The sequence below is a fragment of the Desertibaculum subflavum genome, assembly GCA_003576705.1.
GTDB classification, from domain to species: Bacteria; Pseudomonadota; Alphaproteobacteria; order Ferrovibrionales; family Ferrovibrionaceae; genus Desertibaculum; species Desertibaculum subflavum.
This window is the reverse complement of record QOZS01000001.1, coordinates 200,559-219,263: the sequence shown is the minus strand read 5'-3', so window position 1 is coordinate 219,263 and position 18,705 is coordinate 200,559. Positions and strand designations below refer to the sequence as shown.

Genomic DNA, 18,705 nt, shown 5'->3' with positions numbered 1-18,705 from the left:
CCAGCTATTCAGTGGTAATTTGATTTTAACTACTTCCTAATTGACAACGACCGGCAGGCGCCAAAAGATCTCCTGGGGAGGGCGCGCCGATATGACACAATCAGAAGATTGTCGCATACGCGCCCGCCGCAGGACCGGGTGAGATGCAGGCGCCCGGCTGGGATTCAGTATTCGTCGCCGAGATCCCGGTGCTCAACCGGGCCCTTGCCGCCTTCAGCCAGGCCGAAGGCGCCGTACTCGACGCCAAGATCCAGGATGTGCGCGTCACCGCCAGGCTCGGCATCTGGAGCATCGTCCAGGGCGGCGACGGCGAGTATGTCTTCCTGCAGATCGCTCTGGACAGCGGAACCCTCGATGCCGGGAGCGGCGCGGCCATCGCGCTTGATGGCGCCAAGGTCGTCCTGAAGACCCGCCTCACGTTTCTGCCCGCGCCGTCGGGACAAGGGCGCGATCTGCGTTTCGATCTTACCTCGGCCGGTGGCGCGGACGGCTCGATCACGCCGGTCAGCGTGGCGCCCGGCAAGGCGCCCCTGAGCGCCTTCCAGCAGACCATGATCGGGATGGCGGTCGCCCAGGACCTGGTCGCCAACGCGGCCAAGCTCAGCTTCGTGCTCGCCCATATCGAGCCGATGGCGAATAGCGGCGTCAGCTGGCTGCAGCCTCGGCAATGCGCCTATGCATACGTATCCGAGGTCGGAACCGGCCGTCAGCTCATGGCGATCTTCGCCGTCAGCGACGATCGGCCGATCGAGCACCTGTCGACGCAACTCGATCCCAGCCTGCTGTCGAACGCCGCCACGGTCGGGCTGGCGATCTCCGGCGACCTGTTCCTGCAGCACGTCTTCGCCCCCGCCTTCGCCAAGTCGCTGAACACGTCGGCGGCCAACACCACGCTGACGACCGCCGCCGGGCTGTTCGCCGCGATCGATCGCGCCGAAGCTGTCGTGAACCCCAAAGCGAAGGCGATGCTCGCGGCGGCGCTCGGCAGCCGTGCCGCCGCCGGCGGGCCCGGGGTTCTGCATCTGCGAAAGCCGGTGACGCTGAAGGGCATCAAGAGCGGCCTCATCACCTATTATCCCGTCGTCCACGCCGCATCGGCGACGATCAACGACGACGAGATCCACACCAGCCTCTCCGGCACCTGCGATCTGGGGCTCGGCATCTCGATGACCTTCAGCTCGTCGTCGGTGGTGACCGCGGCCTTCGAGGTGGCGACGCAGACCCTGTCGTTCGGCCTGAAGGGCCATCCGGCCTTCTCGCACGACGTCCACATCCCCTGGTACGACCATCTGTTCGACCTCGCCGGCCTGCTCGCCGAGGCGATCCTGCAGGCGGTCACAGCCGCGGTCGGCAGCGGTCTGGCCAGCGGAATCAACAGCGTCATCAGCAGCGATGCCGTCGCCAGGACGGCGATCTCGGTTGTGAAGTGGTCCGGCGTATCGGCCTTCACGCCGACCGCCGGCGGCCTGGCCACGATGTTCTACATCCAGGGCAAGTCTTGAGTGCCACCCGATCACCCAGAGGGCGACGCCATGGCCGACAATATCGACATGCACAACTGGGACATCGCCACCGGCATTACCTATGAGGACGCGAATGCGGCGATCGCCGCGGCCGGATCCTCCCCCACCAGCCTGAAATTCACCGCATCCGACAATTCGGCGTCCATGGACGTGACCTGCGGCACCTGGAGCCTGGCGCTCGGCGGCGCGGGCTCGGACATCCATGTCCTGGTGCCGCTGACCGGCGGCACGGTGACCATCGGCACCGACACCCACACGGTCACCTCCGCCCAGACCATCTTCACCGTCTACGCCCAGTACATACCGCACAGCCCGAGCGGGGCCGGCGCCAATCTGCGCGATCTCGTGCTGAGCAGCACGGCGGATGGCGGCGAGGTCGAGGCGGAGGCGTCCAACCCGACGCCGCCGCAGAGCAACGGCGTCGTCCAGGCCGTATTGCTGGAGCTGCTGAATCAATGGGTGGTCGCCAACCTGAACGAATTCAACCATGTCTTCGCGGTGGTCGACCTCGAGGCCGACTTCTCCACCACGCCCGCGCTGTCCTGGATGAAGCCCTGGTATCTCGGCTATGCCTGCAGCGAGCCGTCATCCAATCCAAGCCTCGCGAACAGCGTCTTCGGCGTGCTGGCACTGGTCGACGAGCCGTCGTCGGAGGCCGAGAAGAACAAGCTGATCGCCAACCTCGCCTACGACATCGACCTCGGCGTCATACCCGAGGACAAGAAGGCCGGGCTGGCGGTTGCGGCGCGAAAATTCCTGCAGCACATGATCCTGCCGGCAACGCCCTACATGTTCGGCGATGTCGGCCACGAACCGCCGATCTCCAGCTTCACCATCGACAATGACGGCAACCGCATCATCACCAATGCCGCGCTGACGATGGCGCCGCTGCATCTCGACAACGGCAAGACGATCGAACCGACCGTGCCGGCGGGCCAGTTCTACATCGAGGTCGATGGCCGCGAACTCAAGGTCAGCGCGCAGCAGATGACGTTCTCCGGCGGCCCGGGCATCACGGTGAAGCTCAACTATGACAACGCGATGTCGCTCGGCCTCAGCGCGGACGGCACCACCTTGGACCTTTCGATGGTGCGCCAATCGGCCGGCGGAGACGTCGAAACCTCGAAGGTGCTCGATGTTCTGCAGATCGCCCTCGGCGTCGTTTCGATCGTCACGGCGATCGTATCGGCCGGCGGTGGCGCGCTCGTCAAAGCCGCAAATGCCGCCGTGGAATCGGCGAACGCCGCCGCCATCGCTGCCGCGGAGTCTTCGGGCGAGGAGGTCGCGGCAGCGGACGAGATCGCCGTAACGGCCGCGCGCGGCATGATCAAGGGCACCGTCGAATCGGTGTCGACGCTGTCCGGACGGATCGCGACCGTCGTCAAGGTCGCGGTCGCGACCGCCTTCGTCTCCGGCACGACCGTCGGCATCATCGAGATCTTGCGGGGCATCGCCGGCGGCGACGCCAAGGCGAAGCCGGATATCCGGGAGTTCACCGAGACCGCCATGGACAAGGTGGTCAAGTTCACCTCCACGCACGACTACGAACTCAGCGAAGCCTACCTGCAAGGCGCGCTGATCTTCGGGCTCGATCACGCCAAGAGCTGAGGACATGGCCGGGGCAAGCGGCAGGGCCGCACCGACCTTGGGCTGGGACACGGTATTCGGCATCCGCATCGCGGATGCCAATGCCTGCATCGCCCGCGCAGAATCCTATCCCAAGCAATTCGACATCGCGGACCCGAAGGACCAGCTGGCGGCCGCCGGCAGCTTCGGCCCCTGGGCGCTGGCGCTCGGCGGATCGGACTCGCTCATCAACATGAGCCTGCCGGTGCCGCTGGTGAAGATCACGCTGCCGACCGGCCAGACCGAGACGATCGACAAGGTCGACGTCACCGCGACGGTGAGGATGAACCTCATCCCTTCGGCCGCCGCGTTCAGCACCGGCCGGGCCCAGGCGCTGGTGATCTGGAACGGCGCGCCGCCGGGCGACCAGGCGGTCACGGTGGGCAAGATCGACTATGCCGGCGGGAAGCCGAGCTTTCTGGCGGAGGCGGCCTTCCGCGAGCTCATCACCGCCTGGCTCGCCGGCAATCTCGGCGCCTTCGACCATGTCTTCGCTTCCGTCAATCTCGACCGCCAGGCGGCGAAGGTCTATCAGTGGCTGCAGCCGACGACGACCTCCTACGCCTATGTCGACCTGAAGACGGAGCAGGACGGCGTTCTCGCCGTGCTGAGCATGACCGGCGGACGGTCGCCCAGCGGGCTGATCCAGCAGGTTTCCAACAACATCGTGCCGGTGGGCGCCAAGGCCGGCTTTCTGATCTCGGCGCAGCGGGTGATGGAGGAGATCCTGCTGCCGTCGATGCCGCAGGTGTTTCCGGGATCGTCGATCAGGGATTTCAAGCTGAGTGCGGACGGCCTGTCGATCGAGAACGCTCACAACGACATCCAGTTCGCGGTGCACGACCGCAAGAACGGCAAGACCTATGCGGCCTTCGTCGAGACGCTGCAGGTCACGCTGGTCGACCAGGAACTGCAGATGAACGTGATCACCCGGACGAACGTGTCGCCGGGAATCCGCGCCATGTGTCACACGATCGACGCGTTGAGCCTCAAGCTCGTGCAGAAGAAGAGCGGCCCGTCGGGCGAGCAGACCTTCAACTTCGTCCCTGCGCGGGCGCCGGACGTGAACCACTGGCTGGATATCGATCCCGGCATCAAGATCGCGCAGGACGTTCTCGCCATCGTCACCCTGGTCATTGTTCTGATCGCGGCGGTCCTGACCGACGGCGCGGCGCTGCTGGTCGTGGCGGCAATCATCGGGTTCGTCGCGGGCGTGATGATGATCACCGAAGGCATCATCGGGCTGGTCGATACCGATGACGCCCCAGCCATCACCGACCTGGTGATGAACAGCACGGCGCCGATCCGCTGGCGCGACGCCCGCGATTTCCGCGCCACCTGGGCCGGCTTCAACGAATCGCTGCAGATCGTGGGAGATCCCAATTTCTCCACGGCCTGACCATCGCCCCACAACCGGGCAACCGCAAACTGTCGAGGTGCCGAGATGACGATAGCCATGAAATCGATCGGCGGATTGCTGGCGGCGGCGCTGGCGCTCCTGGCCCCGTCGGCCTCTGCCGCGACCATTCTTTCGGTCAGCGGCGGCGACGGCTCGACCGGCTTCCTGGTCGGACCCGCGGCACCAAGGCAGGTCTTTGCCGCCAGCTTCACGCTCGGCAACAATTATGACAACGTCGAGATCGCCGCAGACATCTTCTGCATCTCCTGCGTCGGTTCGATCTTCCTGCACAGGAACGAGATCGGCGCCACCGCCAGTATCGGCGACATCGTCACCGGCTATGCCATCGATACGTCCGTCACGCCGTTCGGCAGCGCCACCGGAAGCTTTCCCCTGCTCTCCGGGCTGAGCCTCGCGGCAGACGATTATTTCGTCATCCTGGCGCTGACCGACGGCACCGGGTTCTGGTCCTCGGCACCGGTACCGACGACTACCGCCGATCCGGGCAATTCGGTCGGGTTCCACTTCGAGGCGGACGATCCGTCCGGCGTGACCGCGTTGTCGGACTTCTCGATCATTCTCGGCGGCGAGCGGGCTCACCTATCCGTCGACGGTACGCTCGCCGACACGGGTCCGCCGGGCACCGCAATTCCGCTGCCCGGGGGATTGCCGCTGCTGCTGGCGGCTCTCGGCATCTTCGTGCTGCTGCGGCGTCGCGGGTGACCCGCCCCGCCGAGGCCGCTAGTCGGAGCCAAACGGCACGCTGAAAGGCGGCGGGAATCCGAATCCGCAAGGCAGCCGCCGGACCTCCCGGCCCGCGAGGGCTGGCACCAAATAGGCCGGCGCAAGCGAGCGCGGAACCTTCGCGTGATCGCGCAGTTTCCTGGAGATGTTCCAAACTAGGTAGCGCCTGTTCCGGGCGGCACCGTTGGAATTTTTCGAGGGAGAGCGTTCATGGCGAAGAAGGCGTCCGGCAACGGTTCCAAGACCGCCCGGCTGGGAGAGCAGGAGATTCTGCGCGGCGAAGGTGGTGAGACGCACCAGATCGCCGGCGGCGGCGTTCCGGCGCTGACGACGCAGCAGGGCGTGCCCGTGGCCAACGACCAGAACTCGTTGAAGATCGGCGCCCGCGGACCGACCGCGCTGGAAGACTTCCACTTCCGGGAAAAGATCTTCCATTTCGACCACGAGCGCATCCCCGAGCGCGTGGTGCACGCCCGCGGCTTTGGCGCGCATGGCTATTTCGAGACCTATGAATCGCTGGCGAGGATCACCCGGGCCGACCTGTTCCAGCGCGCCGGCGAGAAGATTCCGGCCTTCGTGCGCTTCTCCACCGTGGCCGGCAACAAGGGCTCGGCCGACCTGGCGCGCGACGTGCGCGGCTTCGCGGTCAAGCTTTACACCAAGGAAGGCAACTGGGACATCGTCGGCAACAACATCCCGGTGTTCTTCATCCAGGATGCCATCAAGTTTCCCGACATCATCCATGCCGCGAAGCAGGAGCCCGAGCGCGGCTTTCCCCAGGCACAGACGGCACACGACAATTTCTGGGATTTCATCTCGCTGACGCCGGAAAGCATCAATATGGCGCTGTGGATCATGTCCGACCGGACGATCCCGCGCTCGTTCCGCTTCATGGAAGGATTCGGCGTACACACGTTCCGGCTGGTCAACTCGGCCGGCAACTCGACCTTCGTCAAGTTCCACTGGAAGCCGAAGCTCGGCATGCAGTCGGTGCTGTGGAACGAGGCGGTGAAGATCAACGGCGCCGATCCGGATTTCCACCGGCGCGACCTGTGGGACGCCATCCAGATGGGCGATTTCCCGGAATGGGAGCTGGGCCTGCAGCTGTTTGACGACAAATTCGCCGACAAGTTCGAATTCGACATCCTCGACCCGACCAAGATCATCCCCGAGGAGGAGGTTCCGGTGCGCCGCGTCGGCCGGCTGGTGCTGGACCGTTGCGTCGACAACTTCTTCGCCGAGACCGAGCAGGTCGCCTTCTGCACGCAGAACATCGTGCCCGGCATCGACTTCACCAACGACCCGCTGCTGCAGGGCCGCAACTTCTCCTATCTCGACACCCAGCTGAAGCGGCTCGGCGGCCCGAACTTCACCCACCTGCCGGTCAACGCGCCGAAATGTCCGTTCCACCATTTTCAGCAGGACGGGCACATGGCCTTCCACAACCCGAAGGGCCGGGCGAATTACGAGCCAAATTCCTGGGGGCCGAAGGGCGGGCCGCGGGAAGATCCCACGAAGGGCTTCACCAGCTTTCCCGAGGTGGTGAACGGCGAGAAGCGGCGGATCCGGCCCGAAAGCTTCGCCGACCATTACAGCCAGGCGCGGCAGTTCTACCTGAGCCAGACCGAGATCGAGCAGGGCCATATCGCGGCCGCCTTCACCTTCGAGCTCAGCAAGGTCGAGACGCCGGCGATCCGCGCCCGCATGGTCGCGCATCTGAGGCAGGTCGACGAGGCGCTGGCGCAGAAGGTGGCCGAGGGCTTGCGCCTCAGGGAGCTTCCGGCACCGGCCGAGCCGGCCAAGCGGCCGAACACAAAGCTGCCGAAATCATCCGCGCTCAGCATCGTCATGAACGGCCCGAAGGATTTCAAGGGCCGCAAGGTCGGCGCGCTGGTCACCGACGGCGTCGATGCCGGCCTGCTGAAGGCGCTCCGTCAGGCCCTGAAGAAGGAAGGCGTGCTGCTGAAGCTGGTGGCGCCGATGGTCGGCGGCGTCGAGGCGAGCGACGGCAGCTGGATCGAGGCGGACGAGAAGGTCGACGGCGGACCGTCTGTGCTGTTCGACGCGGTCGCCTTGCTCGTCTCCGACGAGGGCGCGGAGCTCCTCGCCAACGAGGCGACGGCGCGCGACTTCATCGCCGATGCCTATGCCCACCTCAGGTTCATCGGCTTCACCGAGGCGGCGATACCGCTGCTCGAGCGGGCCGGCGCGGAACCGGAGGGCGATGATGGCCTGGTACCGCTGCGCCGCGCCGCTGACTCGGCCGGCTTCGTCGCTGCCTGCCGGAATCTGCGCTATTGGAAGCGCGGGCCGAAAGTGAAACAGATCTGAGCGGTCAGGGCCGCCCCACCCGCTCGATCAGCGCCTGGGCCGCGGCCGGATTGCGGACCTTGGCGCCGGAGATGACGTAGACGAAGGCATCGCCCCGCTGGGCCCAGGCTTCGGCCTGCTTGGCCCAGCGATCGAGACCCTTCCTGTCGTAGCCGGTCGCGTGCTTGTCCTGCGTTCGCATCAGGCGGGCATAGGTGAAGTCGGCGGTCGGCTCGTCGATCTCCGGAAAGGTGTCGTCATCGGCGAAGACGATCGCGGCAGCGTGCTGCTTCGCGAGCGCGTAGAACTTCGGGTCCTTGAAGCTCGGATGGCGCACTTCGAGCGCGTGGCGCAGCCGGATGCCGTCCTTCTCGCGCGGCAGCAGCTTCAGGAACGCCGCCATGTCGTCGGCGTCGAACTTCTTGGTCTCCATGAACTGCCAATTGATGGGCCCAAGCTTGTCCTTGAGCTCGGTCAGCCCCTGTCCCAGGAACTTGGCGACCGAATCACCCGCGCCGGCAAGCTCGCGCCGGTTGGTGCAGAAGCGCGAGGCCTTGACCGCGAAGACGAAACCCGGCGGCGTCTCCTCGCGCCACTTGATCCAGCTCGCCGGCTTGAAGGTGGAGTAGTAGGTGCCGTTGATTTCGATCGAGGTCAGTTGACGGCTGGCGAATTCAAGCTCGCGCTTCTGCGGCAGGTCGTCGGGATAGAAGACGCCGCGCCAGGGCTCGAAAGTCCAGCCGCCGATGCCAATGCGGATCTTCCCCGGCTTCGCCATGCACCACTCCGCCAGACCGTGCGCCGCGCGGCCGCCGCCCGCGCAGGATGCGGCCGGCAGCGACAGACCAGCCCGTCAATTCGGCACTCCCGCGCCGATGTCAACATAGATGAAATCCAGCGCGGCCACGACGCTGCCGCCAGCGCGCCCATGCCGTTCGAAGTCGCGGTCGAGCGGCGTGTTGAGGGACAGGACGAGACGCGGCCTGGCCGGCTCGTCCGCCTCGAGTGGAAGGCTGACGGTCTCGAATGCATTGACGCGCCCCGGTCGCACCTCGTCACGGAACTGCATGAAGCCGCCGCAGGGTCGCGCCGTCATCTCGATGAAATGCCGGCTGCGCTCCGGCCAGTCCGTCGGGTCGGTGCGATCCTTGTAGTTGTTGCCGGTCAGCTCGAAGTCGAGCGAGTCCGCGATGCGCGACCCGCTCACCCTGACCAGCACTTCGTCGGGGCCGCGGACTTCGCACAGCATGACGTGCATCAGGCACCGCCGGATGTCGCGGAGATCCATGTCGGCCCGCCGCGGCAGCAGGCCGCCGCCGCGCCAGCGTCGCCAGGCTTCGACGAATATGACGGAATCCGCTTGTCGCAAGCCGGACAGCAGCTCATCGAGACCCATGTCCGGGCCCCTTCCTCGCCAAGATTCCTCCGCCGCGGAGTCTACATCATTCCGCAGGCGCCGGCAGGCCAGCGCAAGCCGCCCCCCGATGCCCCGGGTCAGATCGAAAAGCCGCCGAGCTTGGTTTCGAGATATTCGGCGATGCCGTCATGGCCGCCTTCGCGGCCGAGCCCGCTTTCCTTCGATCCGCCGAACGGCGCCGCGGCGGCGGTCGGGTTGATGTCGTTGATGCCGACGATGCCGAAGCGCAGCCCCTCGAAGATGCGGAAGGCGCGGGCGATGTCGCGCGTATAGACGTAGGACGCGAGGCCGTAATCGGTGTCGTTGGCCATGGCCAGCGCCTCGTCCTCCTTGTCGAAGGCGATAATAGGCGCGACGGGGCCGAAGGTCTCCTCGCGGTAGATCAGCATGTCGGGCCGCACATCGGCGAGCACCGTCGGCGCGTAGAAGGTGCCGCGGTCGAGCCCGTTGGAGATCAGGCGGTTGCCGCCGCAGAGCAGCTTGGCGCCCTTGGCCACCGCGTCCTTCACCTGGGCGTCGACCTTCGCGACCGCGCCTTCGTCGACCAGCGGGCCGATCGAGGTCGCATCCTCCATGCCGTTGCCGGCCTTCATGGCGGCGACGCGCGAGGTGAACTCCTTGACGAAGGGCTCGACCACCGAGCGCTGCACGAAGATCCGGTTCGGGCTGATGCAGGCCTGGCCGGTATTGAGGAACTTGACCAGCGCGGCGCCCTTGGCGGCGTGGATCGGATCGGCGTCGTCGAAGACGAGGAACGGGGCATGTCCGCCGAGCTCGAGGCTGACCCGCTTCATCTGCTGTGCGGCGCGCGCGGCGATCATCTTGCCCACCTCGGTCGAGCCGGTGAAAGTGAGCTTGCGGATGCGGCGATCGGTCAGCAGCACCTCGCCGACCGGCGCCGGGTCGAGCGCGGTCACCAGGTTGACGACACCCTTCGGAATCCCCGCATCGTGGAACAGCTTGAACATCTCGACGGCGCAGAGCGGCGTCGCCTCGGCCGGCTTCAGCACGATGGTGCAGCCGGCGGCGAGCGCGGGCGCGACCTTCCGCGTGATCATCGAGATCGGATAGTTCCACGGCGTGATGGCGCCGACCGGGCCGACCGCCTGCTTCGCCACGATGAAGCGCTGGTCGCCGCGCGGCGCCGGGATGGTCTCGCCATAGACGCGCTTCGCCTCCTCCGCGTACCAGAGCAGGAAGTCGGCGCCGTACTGCACCTCGTTGCGGGCGGCGCGGAGCGGCTTGCCCTGCTCCGCCGTCATGGTGCGGGCGAGCTGCTCCTTGCGCTCGATCATCAGGCTCCAGGCCTTGTAGAGCTGCTCGGAGCGCTGATAGGCGGTGAGGCGCGACCAGCTCGCAAAGGCCTTGTCGGCCGCGGCGACCGCGGCGAGCGCCTCGTCGCGCCCGCCATCCGGCACGGTGCCGATCACCTCGCCGGTGGCGGGATTGGTCACCTCGAAGGTCTTGGCCCCGGCCGCCTGCCGCCATTCGCCGTCGATATACATGCCGCACTCCACGCGCCTGAACCCGTTCGGGCCTTGTTACTGCAGCCGCCCGCCGCTGGAAAGCGCCCGTCTGAAATGAAAAGGGCCCGAAGGCAGCGCCTTCGGGCCCCTCGCCTTCGTCGTACTGTCGCGGGCTCAGCCGCTGGCGGGCAGGCCCATGGTCTTGACGCGGTAGTCCTCCCAGAAGTCGACCCAGGCCTCGTCGCCGGACTTGCCGGAAGCCTTGAACTTGGCCTCGGCATCCTTCCAGCCGGCCTGCAGCTTCTTCAGGCGTGCCAGGCGCGCGTCCTGCCAGGCCTGATGGTCGGCGGTCCAGATCCCCTTTTCCTTCAGGTAGCGGATGGAACCGTCATGCCAGGGCGCATCCGCCGGCGGCTTGCCGGACTTCTTGGGATCCCAGTTCGCCGCGCTGCCGGTGACGCCCTTGATCAGATCCATCGATTCGTCGATCGCCTTGACCAGGGCATAGACCTCGTCGGCGCTGGTCTTGGCGTAGGTGGCGATGATCGGATAGCGATAGCCGACCAGATTCTTCGGCTTCTCCTTCGAGATGCCGGCGCCCGCCGTCTCGACATAGGGTTCGAAGAAATCGGCGACCTGGCTGATGCGCTTCCAGCCTTCCTTGTCCTCCGGCGGGAATTCCGGCCAGACCAGGCCGCGCGGGCTCGCCTCGATCTCCCGCATATTGGCCGAGGTGGTGACGCTCGAGAACGAATCCAGTTGATTGTTGATCACCGCCGTCTTCATGGCGTTGTAGCTACCGAACCAGACCACCTCGACATCCTTGCGGGTCAGGCCGGCGAAGGCGAGATAGGCATCGGTCTTCACGTTGACCGAAGGATTGCCCTTCACATAGCCGATGCGCTTGCCCTTCAGGTCCTTCATGGTCTTGACGCCGATATCGCCGGCCGTCGCCATCGCATTGGCCGCCGGGCGCGCCAGCACGACGCGCACGTCCTGCGGGCCCCAGCTCGGCACCGCGAAGTCGTAGGTGCCCTCGGCGGCGAAGAAGAGCTCGTTCGCCAGGAATCCGTAGGTCGCCTTGCCCTGGGTGATCGGCAGCAGGCGCCCGATCGAGGTACCCGAAGGCACGATACGCACCCGGATCGTGTGCTTCTTCATGATCGCGTCGGCGATGCCCGAAGCCTCGGCATAGCCGGACGAGCCCAGGTCGTAGGCTGTCCAGACAGAGCTATCGGGCAGCTTCTGCGCCTGCGCCGCAGCGCTCGCCAGCAACAAAGCGGCTATACCGGCCGTGACGCCCCACAATCGGCCCATTGCGTTTTCCTCCATGTTCGTGTTTTTCAGGTCCGAGAAAACATTGGCAAGAACAACCACCATCGTCAAACTTCAATCAAGGTTCCAGGGCCGACAGGCACATGGAATCACGGGGAGGATAGTGAATGGCGGCCAGCACCGACGCCATCGACATCGATCTCGCACCTGAGGATGGCGGGCGCGACCGCCTGGTCGGCGGGGCCTATTGGCTGGCGCTGGTCATGGGGTCACTCGGCGTGCTGCTGACGGTCAACCAGACCTTCAATCTGCAGATCATCGGGCAGCCGATTATCGATACCTCCTTCTACTATCTGCTGCTCGGCTTTTTCCTTTCGCTGGCGTTTCTGGCCTATCCTGGGCGCAGTGCCGATCGCCGGTCGATCCCCTGGTACGATTGGTGTCTGTTCGGCCTCACCATCGCAACCACGGCCTATCTCGCCTGGAACGGCGGGCGCATCGTCGCGGAAGGCTGGGACCTTGCCGCGCCGACTCCTGCGATCGTCGTCGCCGGCATCATCTGCGCGCTCGCGCTCGAAGCGGTGCGCCGCGCCGCCGGCATGGTGCTGTTCGGCCTGTGCCTGCTCTTCGCCTTCTATCCGATGTTCGCGGAGCAGATGCCGGGCTTCCTGTGGGGACCGGGCAGCGACCTCGCCGGCACGATCAGCGCCCATGCGATGGGCGTCGAAAGCATCATCGGCGTGCCGCTGCGCACCGTCGCCTCGCTCTTGGTCGGCTTCCTGATCTTCGGCTCGGCGCTGGTGGTCACCGGGGGCGGCGAGTTCTTCATGGCGCTGGCGGTGGCGCTGATGGGACGCAGCCGCGGCGGCCCAGCCAAGGTCGCCGTGCTGTCGAGCGGGTTCTTCGGCTCGCTCTCCGGCAGCGTCATCTCCAACGTGGTGACGACCGGCCAGATCACCATCCCCACGATGAAGCGGATCGGCTATCCGCCGCATTATGCCGGCGCGGTGGAGGCCTGCGCCTCGACCGGCGGCGCGCTGATGCCGCCGGTGATGGGCGCGGTCGCCTTCATCATGGCCGAGTTCCTGAACGTGCCGTACAGCACGGTGATGATCGCGGCCGTGGTGCCGGCGCTGCTCTATTACGGCGCGCTGCTGCTGCAGGCCGACAACTATGCGGCCAAGAACGGCCTCAAGGGCCAGCCGGCGGAAGAGATCCCGCGCCTCGGCCCCGTGCTCAGGCAGGGCTGGCATTTTCTGTTCAGCCTCGGCCTGTTGACCTATCTGCTGCTGGTGATGAAGCAGGAGGCGCTGGCGCCCTATATCGCCACCGCCGCGCTGGTCGGCACTTCGGTGGTGTTCGGGACCAAGCGGTTCCGCCTGCCAGAACTGCGCGACCTCGCCATCGACACCACGCGGAACGTCCTCAACATCGTCGCCATCCTGGCCGGCGTCGGCTTCATCGTCGGCTCGCTCTCCTATACCGGCGTGGGCGGCGCGTTCTCCCGCGAGCTGCTGCAGTTCGCCGGCGGCAACGTCTACCTGCTGCTGCTGTTCGGCGCGCTGACCAGCTTCATCCTCGGCATGGGGATGACGTCCAGCGCCTGCTACATCTTCCTCGCCGTCACCCTGGCGCCGGCGCTGGTGGATGGTGGCCTGCATCCGGTCGCCTCGCACCTCTTCATCCTCTATTGGGGCCTGATCAGCTTCATCACGCCGCCGGTGGCGCTGGCCGCCATCGCCGCCGCCAGCATCGCCAAGGCGGATGCCTGGAAGACCGGCATCTGGGCCATGCGCCTCGGCAGCGTGAACTTCGTCGTGCCGTTCCTGTTCGTGCTCAATCCCACGCTGATCCTGTTCGGCTCGCCATGGGACATCGCGCATGACGTGGCGACGGCGGCGTTCGCCGTGTGGATGCTGGCGGCGGCGCTGGAGGGCTGGCTCAATGGTGTGGGACGCCTCTCCTGGCCGTGGCGCATCGTGCTGCTGGCCGGCGCGGCGGGGCTGCTGAAACCGGGCCTGACGACAGATCTGATCGGCCTTGGCCTTGTCGCCTTCGTCTATGCCGGCAACCTGCTGCTGCGGCAACGGCGGCGGGTTCCCGCCTGATCCAGGCTGCTCCGGCGCCGGCTCACGCCTCGCCGAATACCAGCTGCGTCGCACGGGACCCTTCGAGCCTGATTTCGCCCCTGGCCGCCAGGCCGAAATCGGCCGGGCGCGCGCCGGCGGCATCGAGCGCGGCCTGCGTCACCAGCAGACGACAGGCGAGTTCCTTGGTCGCCTTTTCGATCCGGGCCGCGATGTTGACCGGCTCGCCGAGCGCCGTGAACTCGACGCGCTCGCCCTCGCCCACGACGCCGACGAAGACCGGGCCGAAGTGGATGCCGATGCCGATCCTGACCTCCGGATGGCGCCGCTCGAATGCCGCCATCCGTTCGAGCAGCATGCGGGCGCATTCGATGGCACGCCGCGCGGCGTCGCGTTCGATCGGCAGCACGCCGAAAAGGATCAGCGCACCGTCGCCGATGAACTTGTCGACCACGCCGCCATGGGCCGAAACCGTGTCGTCGACGATGCGTCGGAAGCCGGTCAGCAGCCCGGCGAAGGTCGCCGGATCGAGCCGCTCGGCAATCGCCGTCGAGCCGCGGATGTCGACGAACATGACGGCGAGCTCGCGCTTGCTGCCGCGGCGCAGCTCCGCCAGCGCCGGATCGAGAATCAGCGGCAGCACCTGACGCGGCAGATGGCGACCCAGCGCTTCGCGCTGTTGCGCCTCGCCCGCGGCACGCAGGATCAATGCCCGGCCGCGGATCGTGACGAAGCAAATGGCGGTCACCAGCAGCGACAGCATCACCAGGCGCACCGAGTTCGGCGGCCAGCCGAACAGCCTGACCGTGGTCGTCACCTGCGTCGCTCGCTCCTGCTCGTCGACCGTGCCGGCAACAATGGCCATGCCGATCAGGAGCGCGACCACGAGCACGCCGGAATAGATGGTGAGGCCGGGTCGCCAACGCAGTGCGGTGCCCGCCACCAGCACCGGCAACAGCCAGACGGCCGGGAAGATCGGCCAGAAGTTGCCGGCGAGCTCGCCGATCACGAAGCCGAAATAGAGATTGGTGCTGACCAGAAGGGCGTCGAACGTCGCCTGCGCGTAACCGACCAACGGATGCCGGACGCCGATGCGGTTGAGCCACATGCCGGCGAGGCCGACGACCAGCCAGATCGCCACCGTGATCTTGCCGCCCAGAACCTGCGCCTGGATCAGCCGGTCGTCCGGCGGGACCGTGAGACCGACCAGGAACACGGTGCACAGCAGCACGATGGCGGCGATGACGCGGAGCTTGTTGGCGGCGCGGTCGGCCGATTGCTCCGCATCGTCGAGCAGACGGTCGACTTCGTTCCGGGGCGCGGCGGTCATGGCGCGCCGACCATAGCAGGACGCGGCGTGCTTCTCGCTAGACCGAGAAATACTTCGCTTGCGGGTGATGCAGCACGATGGCGGAGGTGGATTGCTCCGGCTCGAGCTGGAACTCTTCCGACAGCGCGAGGCCGATGCGCTCGGCCTTCAAGAGGTCGAGCAGCATGCGCTGGTCCTCCAGCTTCGGGCAGGCCGGATAGCCGAAGGAATAGCGCGAGCCGCGATAGCCCTGCTTCAGCATCACCTCCATGTCGCGGTCGTCCTCGTGGCCGAAGCCGAGCTCGGCGCGGATGCGCTTGTGGGTGTACTCCGCCAGCGCCTCCGCCATCTCGACCGAGAGGCCGTGCAGGTAGAGATAGTCCTGATAGCGGTTGTCGGCGAACCACTGGCGGGCCACGTCGGAGGCGCGGGCACCCATCGTCACCACTTGCAGGCCGAGCACGTCGCGCTCCGGCGCGTTGATGTCGCGCACGAAATCGGCGATGCAGAGGCCGCCCTCCTGGTTCTGCCGCGGCAGCGAGAAGCGCGCGACCTCGGTGCGGCCGTCCTCGGCGAACAGCACGACGTCGTTGTCCTGCGACGCCGCCTTCCAATAGCCGTAGACCGCTTGCGGCTTGAGAATGTCCTCCGCCACGCAGGTCTCGAGCATGCGCTTGAGGATCGGCTTGACCTCGAGATCGGCCCAGGCGCGGAACTCTTCCAGGGTCTTGCCGGCTTTGCGGAAGCCCCATTGGAACTGATAGAGCATGCGCTCGTTCAGGAACGGCACAAGGGCGCGGAGATCGACCTTCTCGATCACCTTCGGGCCCCAGAAGGGCGGCACCGGAATCTCCGTATTCGCGGCGAGCTCGGCGCGACGGAAGCGGACCTCGTCCCAGTCGACCGGCCGCTCCGTCCGGTTGCGCGCCGGCTCGCCGATCCGCTTCCTCGATTGCGGCCGGTCGCGGCGCTTGGCCTCGTTCTCCTCGATATAGGCGTCGATCCTGCCGCCGACGATGGTGTCCATGAGCGCAAGCCCGGCGAAGGCGTCGTTGGCATAGGCGACGCGGCGCGAGCCATAGGCGGCGCGGCAATCCTCCTCGACATAGCGGCGCGTCAGCGCGGCGCCGCCCAGGATGACCGGCAGGTCGATGCCCTCGCGCGTCATCTCCTCCAGGTTCTCCCGCATCACGACCGTCGACTTGACCAGCAGACCCGACATACCGACGGCATGCGCCTCATGCTCCTGCGCCGCCGCCATGATGGAGGCGATCGGCTGCTTGATGCCGAGATTGACGACCTTGTAGCCGTTGTTGGTCAGGATGATGTCGACCAGGTTCTTGCCGATGTCGTGCACATCGCCCTTCACGGTGGCGAGCACGATGATGCCCTTCTCCTGGCCCGCCACCCGCTCCATATGCGGCTCCAGATAGGCGACGGCGGCCTTCATCGTCTCCGCCGATTGCAGCACGAAGGGCAGCTGCATCTTGCCGGAACCGAACAGCTCGCCCACCACCTTCATGCCGTCGAGCAGGATGTTGTTGATGATGTCGAGCGGCCGGTGCTTCTGCAGGCCCTCGTCGAGATCGGCCTCGAGCCCCTTGCGGTCGCCGTCGACGATGCGCTGCTTCAACCGGTCCTCGACATTCTCGGCCCTGACTTTGGCGGCCTTCGGGCCTTCGCCGCGACCCTCGAACAGGGCGATGAAGGCCTGCAGCGGGTCGTAGCCCGGCCGGCGGCGGTCGAAGATCAGGTCCTCGGCGGCGGCGACCTCTTCCGGCGCCAGCTTGTGCAGCGGCAGGATCTTGGAGACATGCACGATGGCGCCGGTCATGCCGCGCTTCAGCGCATGGTCCAGGAAGACCGAATTGAGCACGTGGCGCGCCGCCGGCTTGAGGCCGAAGGAGATGTTGGAGAGGCCGAGAATGATCTGGCAGCGCGGCAGCTCGCGGGCGATCATCTCGATGCCTTCGAGCGTCCATAGGCCCAACTTGCGATCGTCCTCGTTGCCGGTGGCGATGGTGAAGGTCAGCGGGTCGAACAGCAGATCCTCAGGCGGCAGGCCGTGCTTGACGCAGGCGAAGTCGTAAAGACGCTTGGCGATCTCGAGCTTTTTCTCCGCCTCCTTGGCCATGCCGATCTCGTCGATGGTCAGCGCAACGACGCCGGTGCCGAACTTGCGGGCGAGCTGCATCCGCTTCTCGGCCGGCACCTCGCCGTCCTCGAAATTGATCGAGTTGATGATCGGCTTGCCGCCATAGAGCTTGAGCGCCGCCTCCAGCACCGGATACTCCGTCGAATCGAGCACCAGCGGCGCGTTGGCGGCGCCGCGCAGCCGCGTCACCACCTCGGTCATGTCGGCAACTTCGTTGCGGCCGACGAAGGCGGTGCAGACGTCCAGCGTGTGGCTGCCTTCCTTGATCTGCTCGCGGCCGATGGCGACGCAGCCGTCCCAGTCGCCGGCCGCCTGCAGGTCGCGGAATTTCTTCGAGCCGTTGGCGTTGCAGCGCTCGCCGATCGAGAGATAGGCATTCTCCTGCCGGTACGGCACCGGGGTGTAGAGCGAGGCGACCGAGGGCACCCAGTGGCGCGTGCGCTCGACCGGCAGCGGCCGCGCGGTGTTGCGGCCGCTCTCCGCCGCCAGGCGGCGCAGCATGGCGTCGAGCGCCGCGATGTGGCGGTCGTCGGTGCCGCAGCAGCCGCCGATGAGGTTCACACCGTCGTCGCGGATGAAGCGCTCCAACCAGCGCGCCATCTCCTCCGGCTGCAGCGGATAGCGGGTCTTGCCCTCGACCAGCTCGGGCAGGCCGGCATTGGGCTGCACCGAGATGACGCCCGGCCAGTTCTCGCCGAGCCATTTCACATGCTCTGCCATCTCCTGCGGGCCGGTGGCGCAGTTGAGGCCCATCAGCGGAACGTCGAGCGCGTGCACGACGGTCGCTGCCGCGCCGATATCCGGGCCTACCAGAAGCGTGCCGGTGGTCTCGACCGTCACCTGCACGAAGATCGGCAAGTGGGGCTTGCCTGCTTCAAGACGTGCGATCTTGGCGCCGCTTACCGCCGCCTTGATCTGCAGGGTGTCCTGGCAGGTTTCGATCAGGATGGCGTCGACGCCGCCGGCGATCAGGCCGCGCGACTGCACCGCGAGCGCCGCCTCGAGTGTGTCGTAATCGACATGGCCGAGCGAGGGCAGCTTGGTGCCCGGCCCGATCGAGCCGATCACCCAGCGCGGCCGGCCGTCCGAGAAGGCCTCGAAGCAGCCGCGCGCGATCTCCGCCGATTCCTTGTTGAGGGCGAAGGCCTCGGCCTCCAGGCCGAACTCGCCGAGGGTGATCGGGCTGCCGCCGAAGGTGTTGGTCTGCAGCATGTCGGCGCCGGCGCGCAGATACGACATGTGCACATCGCGCACCACGTCCGGGCGCGAGCGGGTCAGAATCTCGGTGCAGTTCTCCTTGCCCCAGAAATCCCTGTCGGCATCGAGGTCGAGCGCCTGGGTGCGCGCGCCCATGGAGCCGTCGCAGAGCAGCACCTGCTGGCGCAGGGCATCGA

General features: G+C 66.5%; 12 protein-coding genes. 6 read left to right on the top strand and 6 right to left on the bottom strand.

The annotated features are described in order from the left end of the window. The first annotated feature begins 143 nt into the window (after positions 1 to 143). The 5 genes from DT074_RS01035 to katE all read left to right on the top strand — a co-directional run bounded on the left by DT074_RS01035 (position 144) and on the right by katE (position 7,623). Positions 144 to 1,502 (top strand): TULIP family P47-like protein, encoded by a 1,359-nt coding sequence (locus tag DT074_RS01035; RefSeq protein WP_119417924.1) that lies wholly within the window; start codon positions 144 to 146, stop codon positions 1,500 to 1,502. Between the two features lie 30 nt (positions 1,503 to 1,532). Next, positions 1,533 to 3,131: a TULIP family P47-like protein gene (locus tag DT074_RS01030; RefSeq protein WP_119417923.1), complete on the top strand. Its 1,599-nt coding sequence runs from the start codon at positions 1,533 to 1,535 to the stop codon at positions 3,129 to 3,131. A gap of 4 nt (positions 3,132 to 3,135) precedes the next feature. Continuing rightward, positions 3,136 to 4,548 carry a TULIP family P47-like protein gene (locus DT074_RS01025; protein ID WP_119417922.1) on the top strand — a complete coding sequence of 471 codons (1,413 nt, stop codon included), beginning with the start codon at positions 3,136 to 3,138 and terminating at the stop codon, positions 4,546 to 4,548. 45 nt (positions 4,549 to 4,593) lie between these two features. Further along, complete coding sequence (locus tag DT074_RS01020; protein ID WP_162914536.1) at positions 4,594 to 5,271, top strand: hypothetical protein; 678 nt, start codon at positions 4,594 to 4,596, stop codon at positions 5,269 to 5,271. Between the two features lie 231 nt (positions 5,272 to 5,502). After that, the gene (gene katE / locus DT074_RS01015; protein WP_119417920.1) at positions 5,503 to 7,623 is read left to right on the top strand and encodes a catalase; all 2,121 of its coding nucleotides are present in this window, start codon (positions 5,503 to 5,505) and stop codon (positions 7,621 to 7,623) included. Positions 7,624 to 7,627: 4 nt separating this feature from the next. Here katE and DT074_RS01010 read toward each other — a convergent pair whose 3' ends face one another. The 4 genes from DT074_RS01010 to DT074_RS00995 all read right to left on the bottom strand — a co-directional run bounded on the left by DT074_RS01010 (position 7,628) and on the right by DT074_RS00995 (position 11,802). Further along, positions 7,628 to 8,380 carry a DUF72 domain-containing protein gene (locus DT074_RS01010; RefSeq protein ID WP_119417919.1) on the bottom strand — a complete coding sequence of 251 codons (753 nt, stop codon included), beginning with the start codon at positions 8,378 to 8,380 and terminating at the stop codon, positions 7,628 to 7,630. A 75-nt stretch (positions 8,381 to 8,455) separates the two neighbouring features. Then, the gene (locus tag DT074_RS01005) at positions 8,456 to 8,998 is read right to left on the bottom strand and encodes a PAS domain-containing protein (protein ID WP_119417918.1); all 543 of its coding nucleotides are present in this window, start codon (positions 8,996 to 8,998) and stop codon (positions 8,456 to 8,458) included. A gap of 98 nt (positions 8,999 to 9,096) precedes the next feature. Further along, positions 9,097 to 10,524, bottom strand: a complete 1,428-nt coding sequence (locus tag DT074_RS01000) for an NAD-dependent succinate-semialdehyde dehydrogenase (RefSeq protein WP_119417917.1) — start codon at positions 10,522 to 10,524, stop codon at positions 9,097 to 9,099. A gap of 135 nt (positions 10,525 to 10,659) precedes the next feature. After that, the gene (locus DT074_RS00995; protein ID WP_162914535.1) at positions 10,660 to 11,802 is read right to left on the bottom strand and encodes a TAXI family TRAP transporter solute-binding subunit; all 1,143 of its coding nucleotides are present in this window, start codon (positions 11,800 to 11,802) and stop codon (positions 10,660 to 10,662) included. 125 nt (positions 11,803 to 11,927) lie between these two features. Between DT074_RS00995 and DT074_RS00990 the strand changes: the two genes are divergently transcribed. Then, positions 11,928 to 13,868: a TRAP transporter permease gene (locus tag DT074_RS00990; protein WP_119417915.1), complete on the top strand. Its 1,941-nt coding sequence runs from the start codon at positions 11,928 to 11,930 to the stop codon at positions 13,866 to 13,868. A 22-nt stretch (positions 13,869 to 13,890) separates the two neighbouring features. Here the strand turns inward: DT074_RS00990 and DT074_RS00985 are convergent, their stop codons facing one another. Both DT074_RS00985 and metH read right to left on the bottom strand, forming a co-directional pair. Continuing rightward, positions 13,891 to 15,177, bottom strand: a complete 1,287-nt coding sequence (locus DT074_RS00985; RefSeq protein WP_119417914.1) for an adenylate/guanylate cyclase domain-containing protein — start codon at positions 15,175 to 15,177, stop codon at positions 13,891 to 13,893. 37 nt (positions 15,178 to 15,214) lie between these two features. Beyond that, complete coding sequence (gene metH / locus DT074_RS00980) at positions 15,215 to 18,664, bottom strand: methionine synthase (RefSeq protein WP_438503658.1); 3,450 nt, start codon at positions 18,662 to 18,664, stop codon at positions 15,215 to 15,217. Positions 18,665 to 18,705 lie beyond the last annotated feature (41 nt).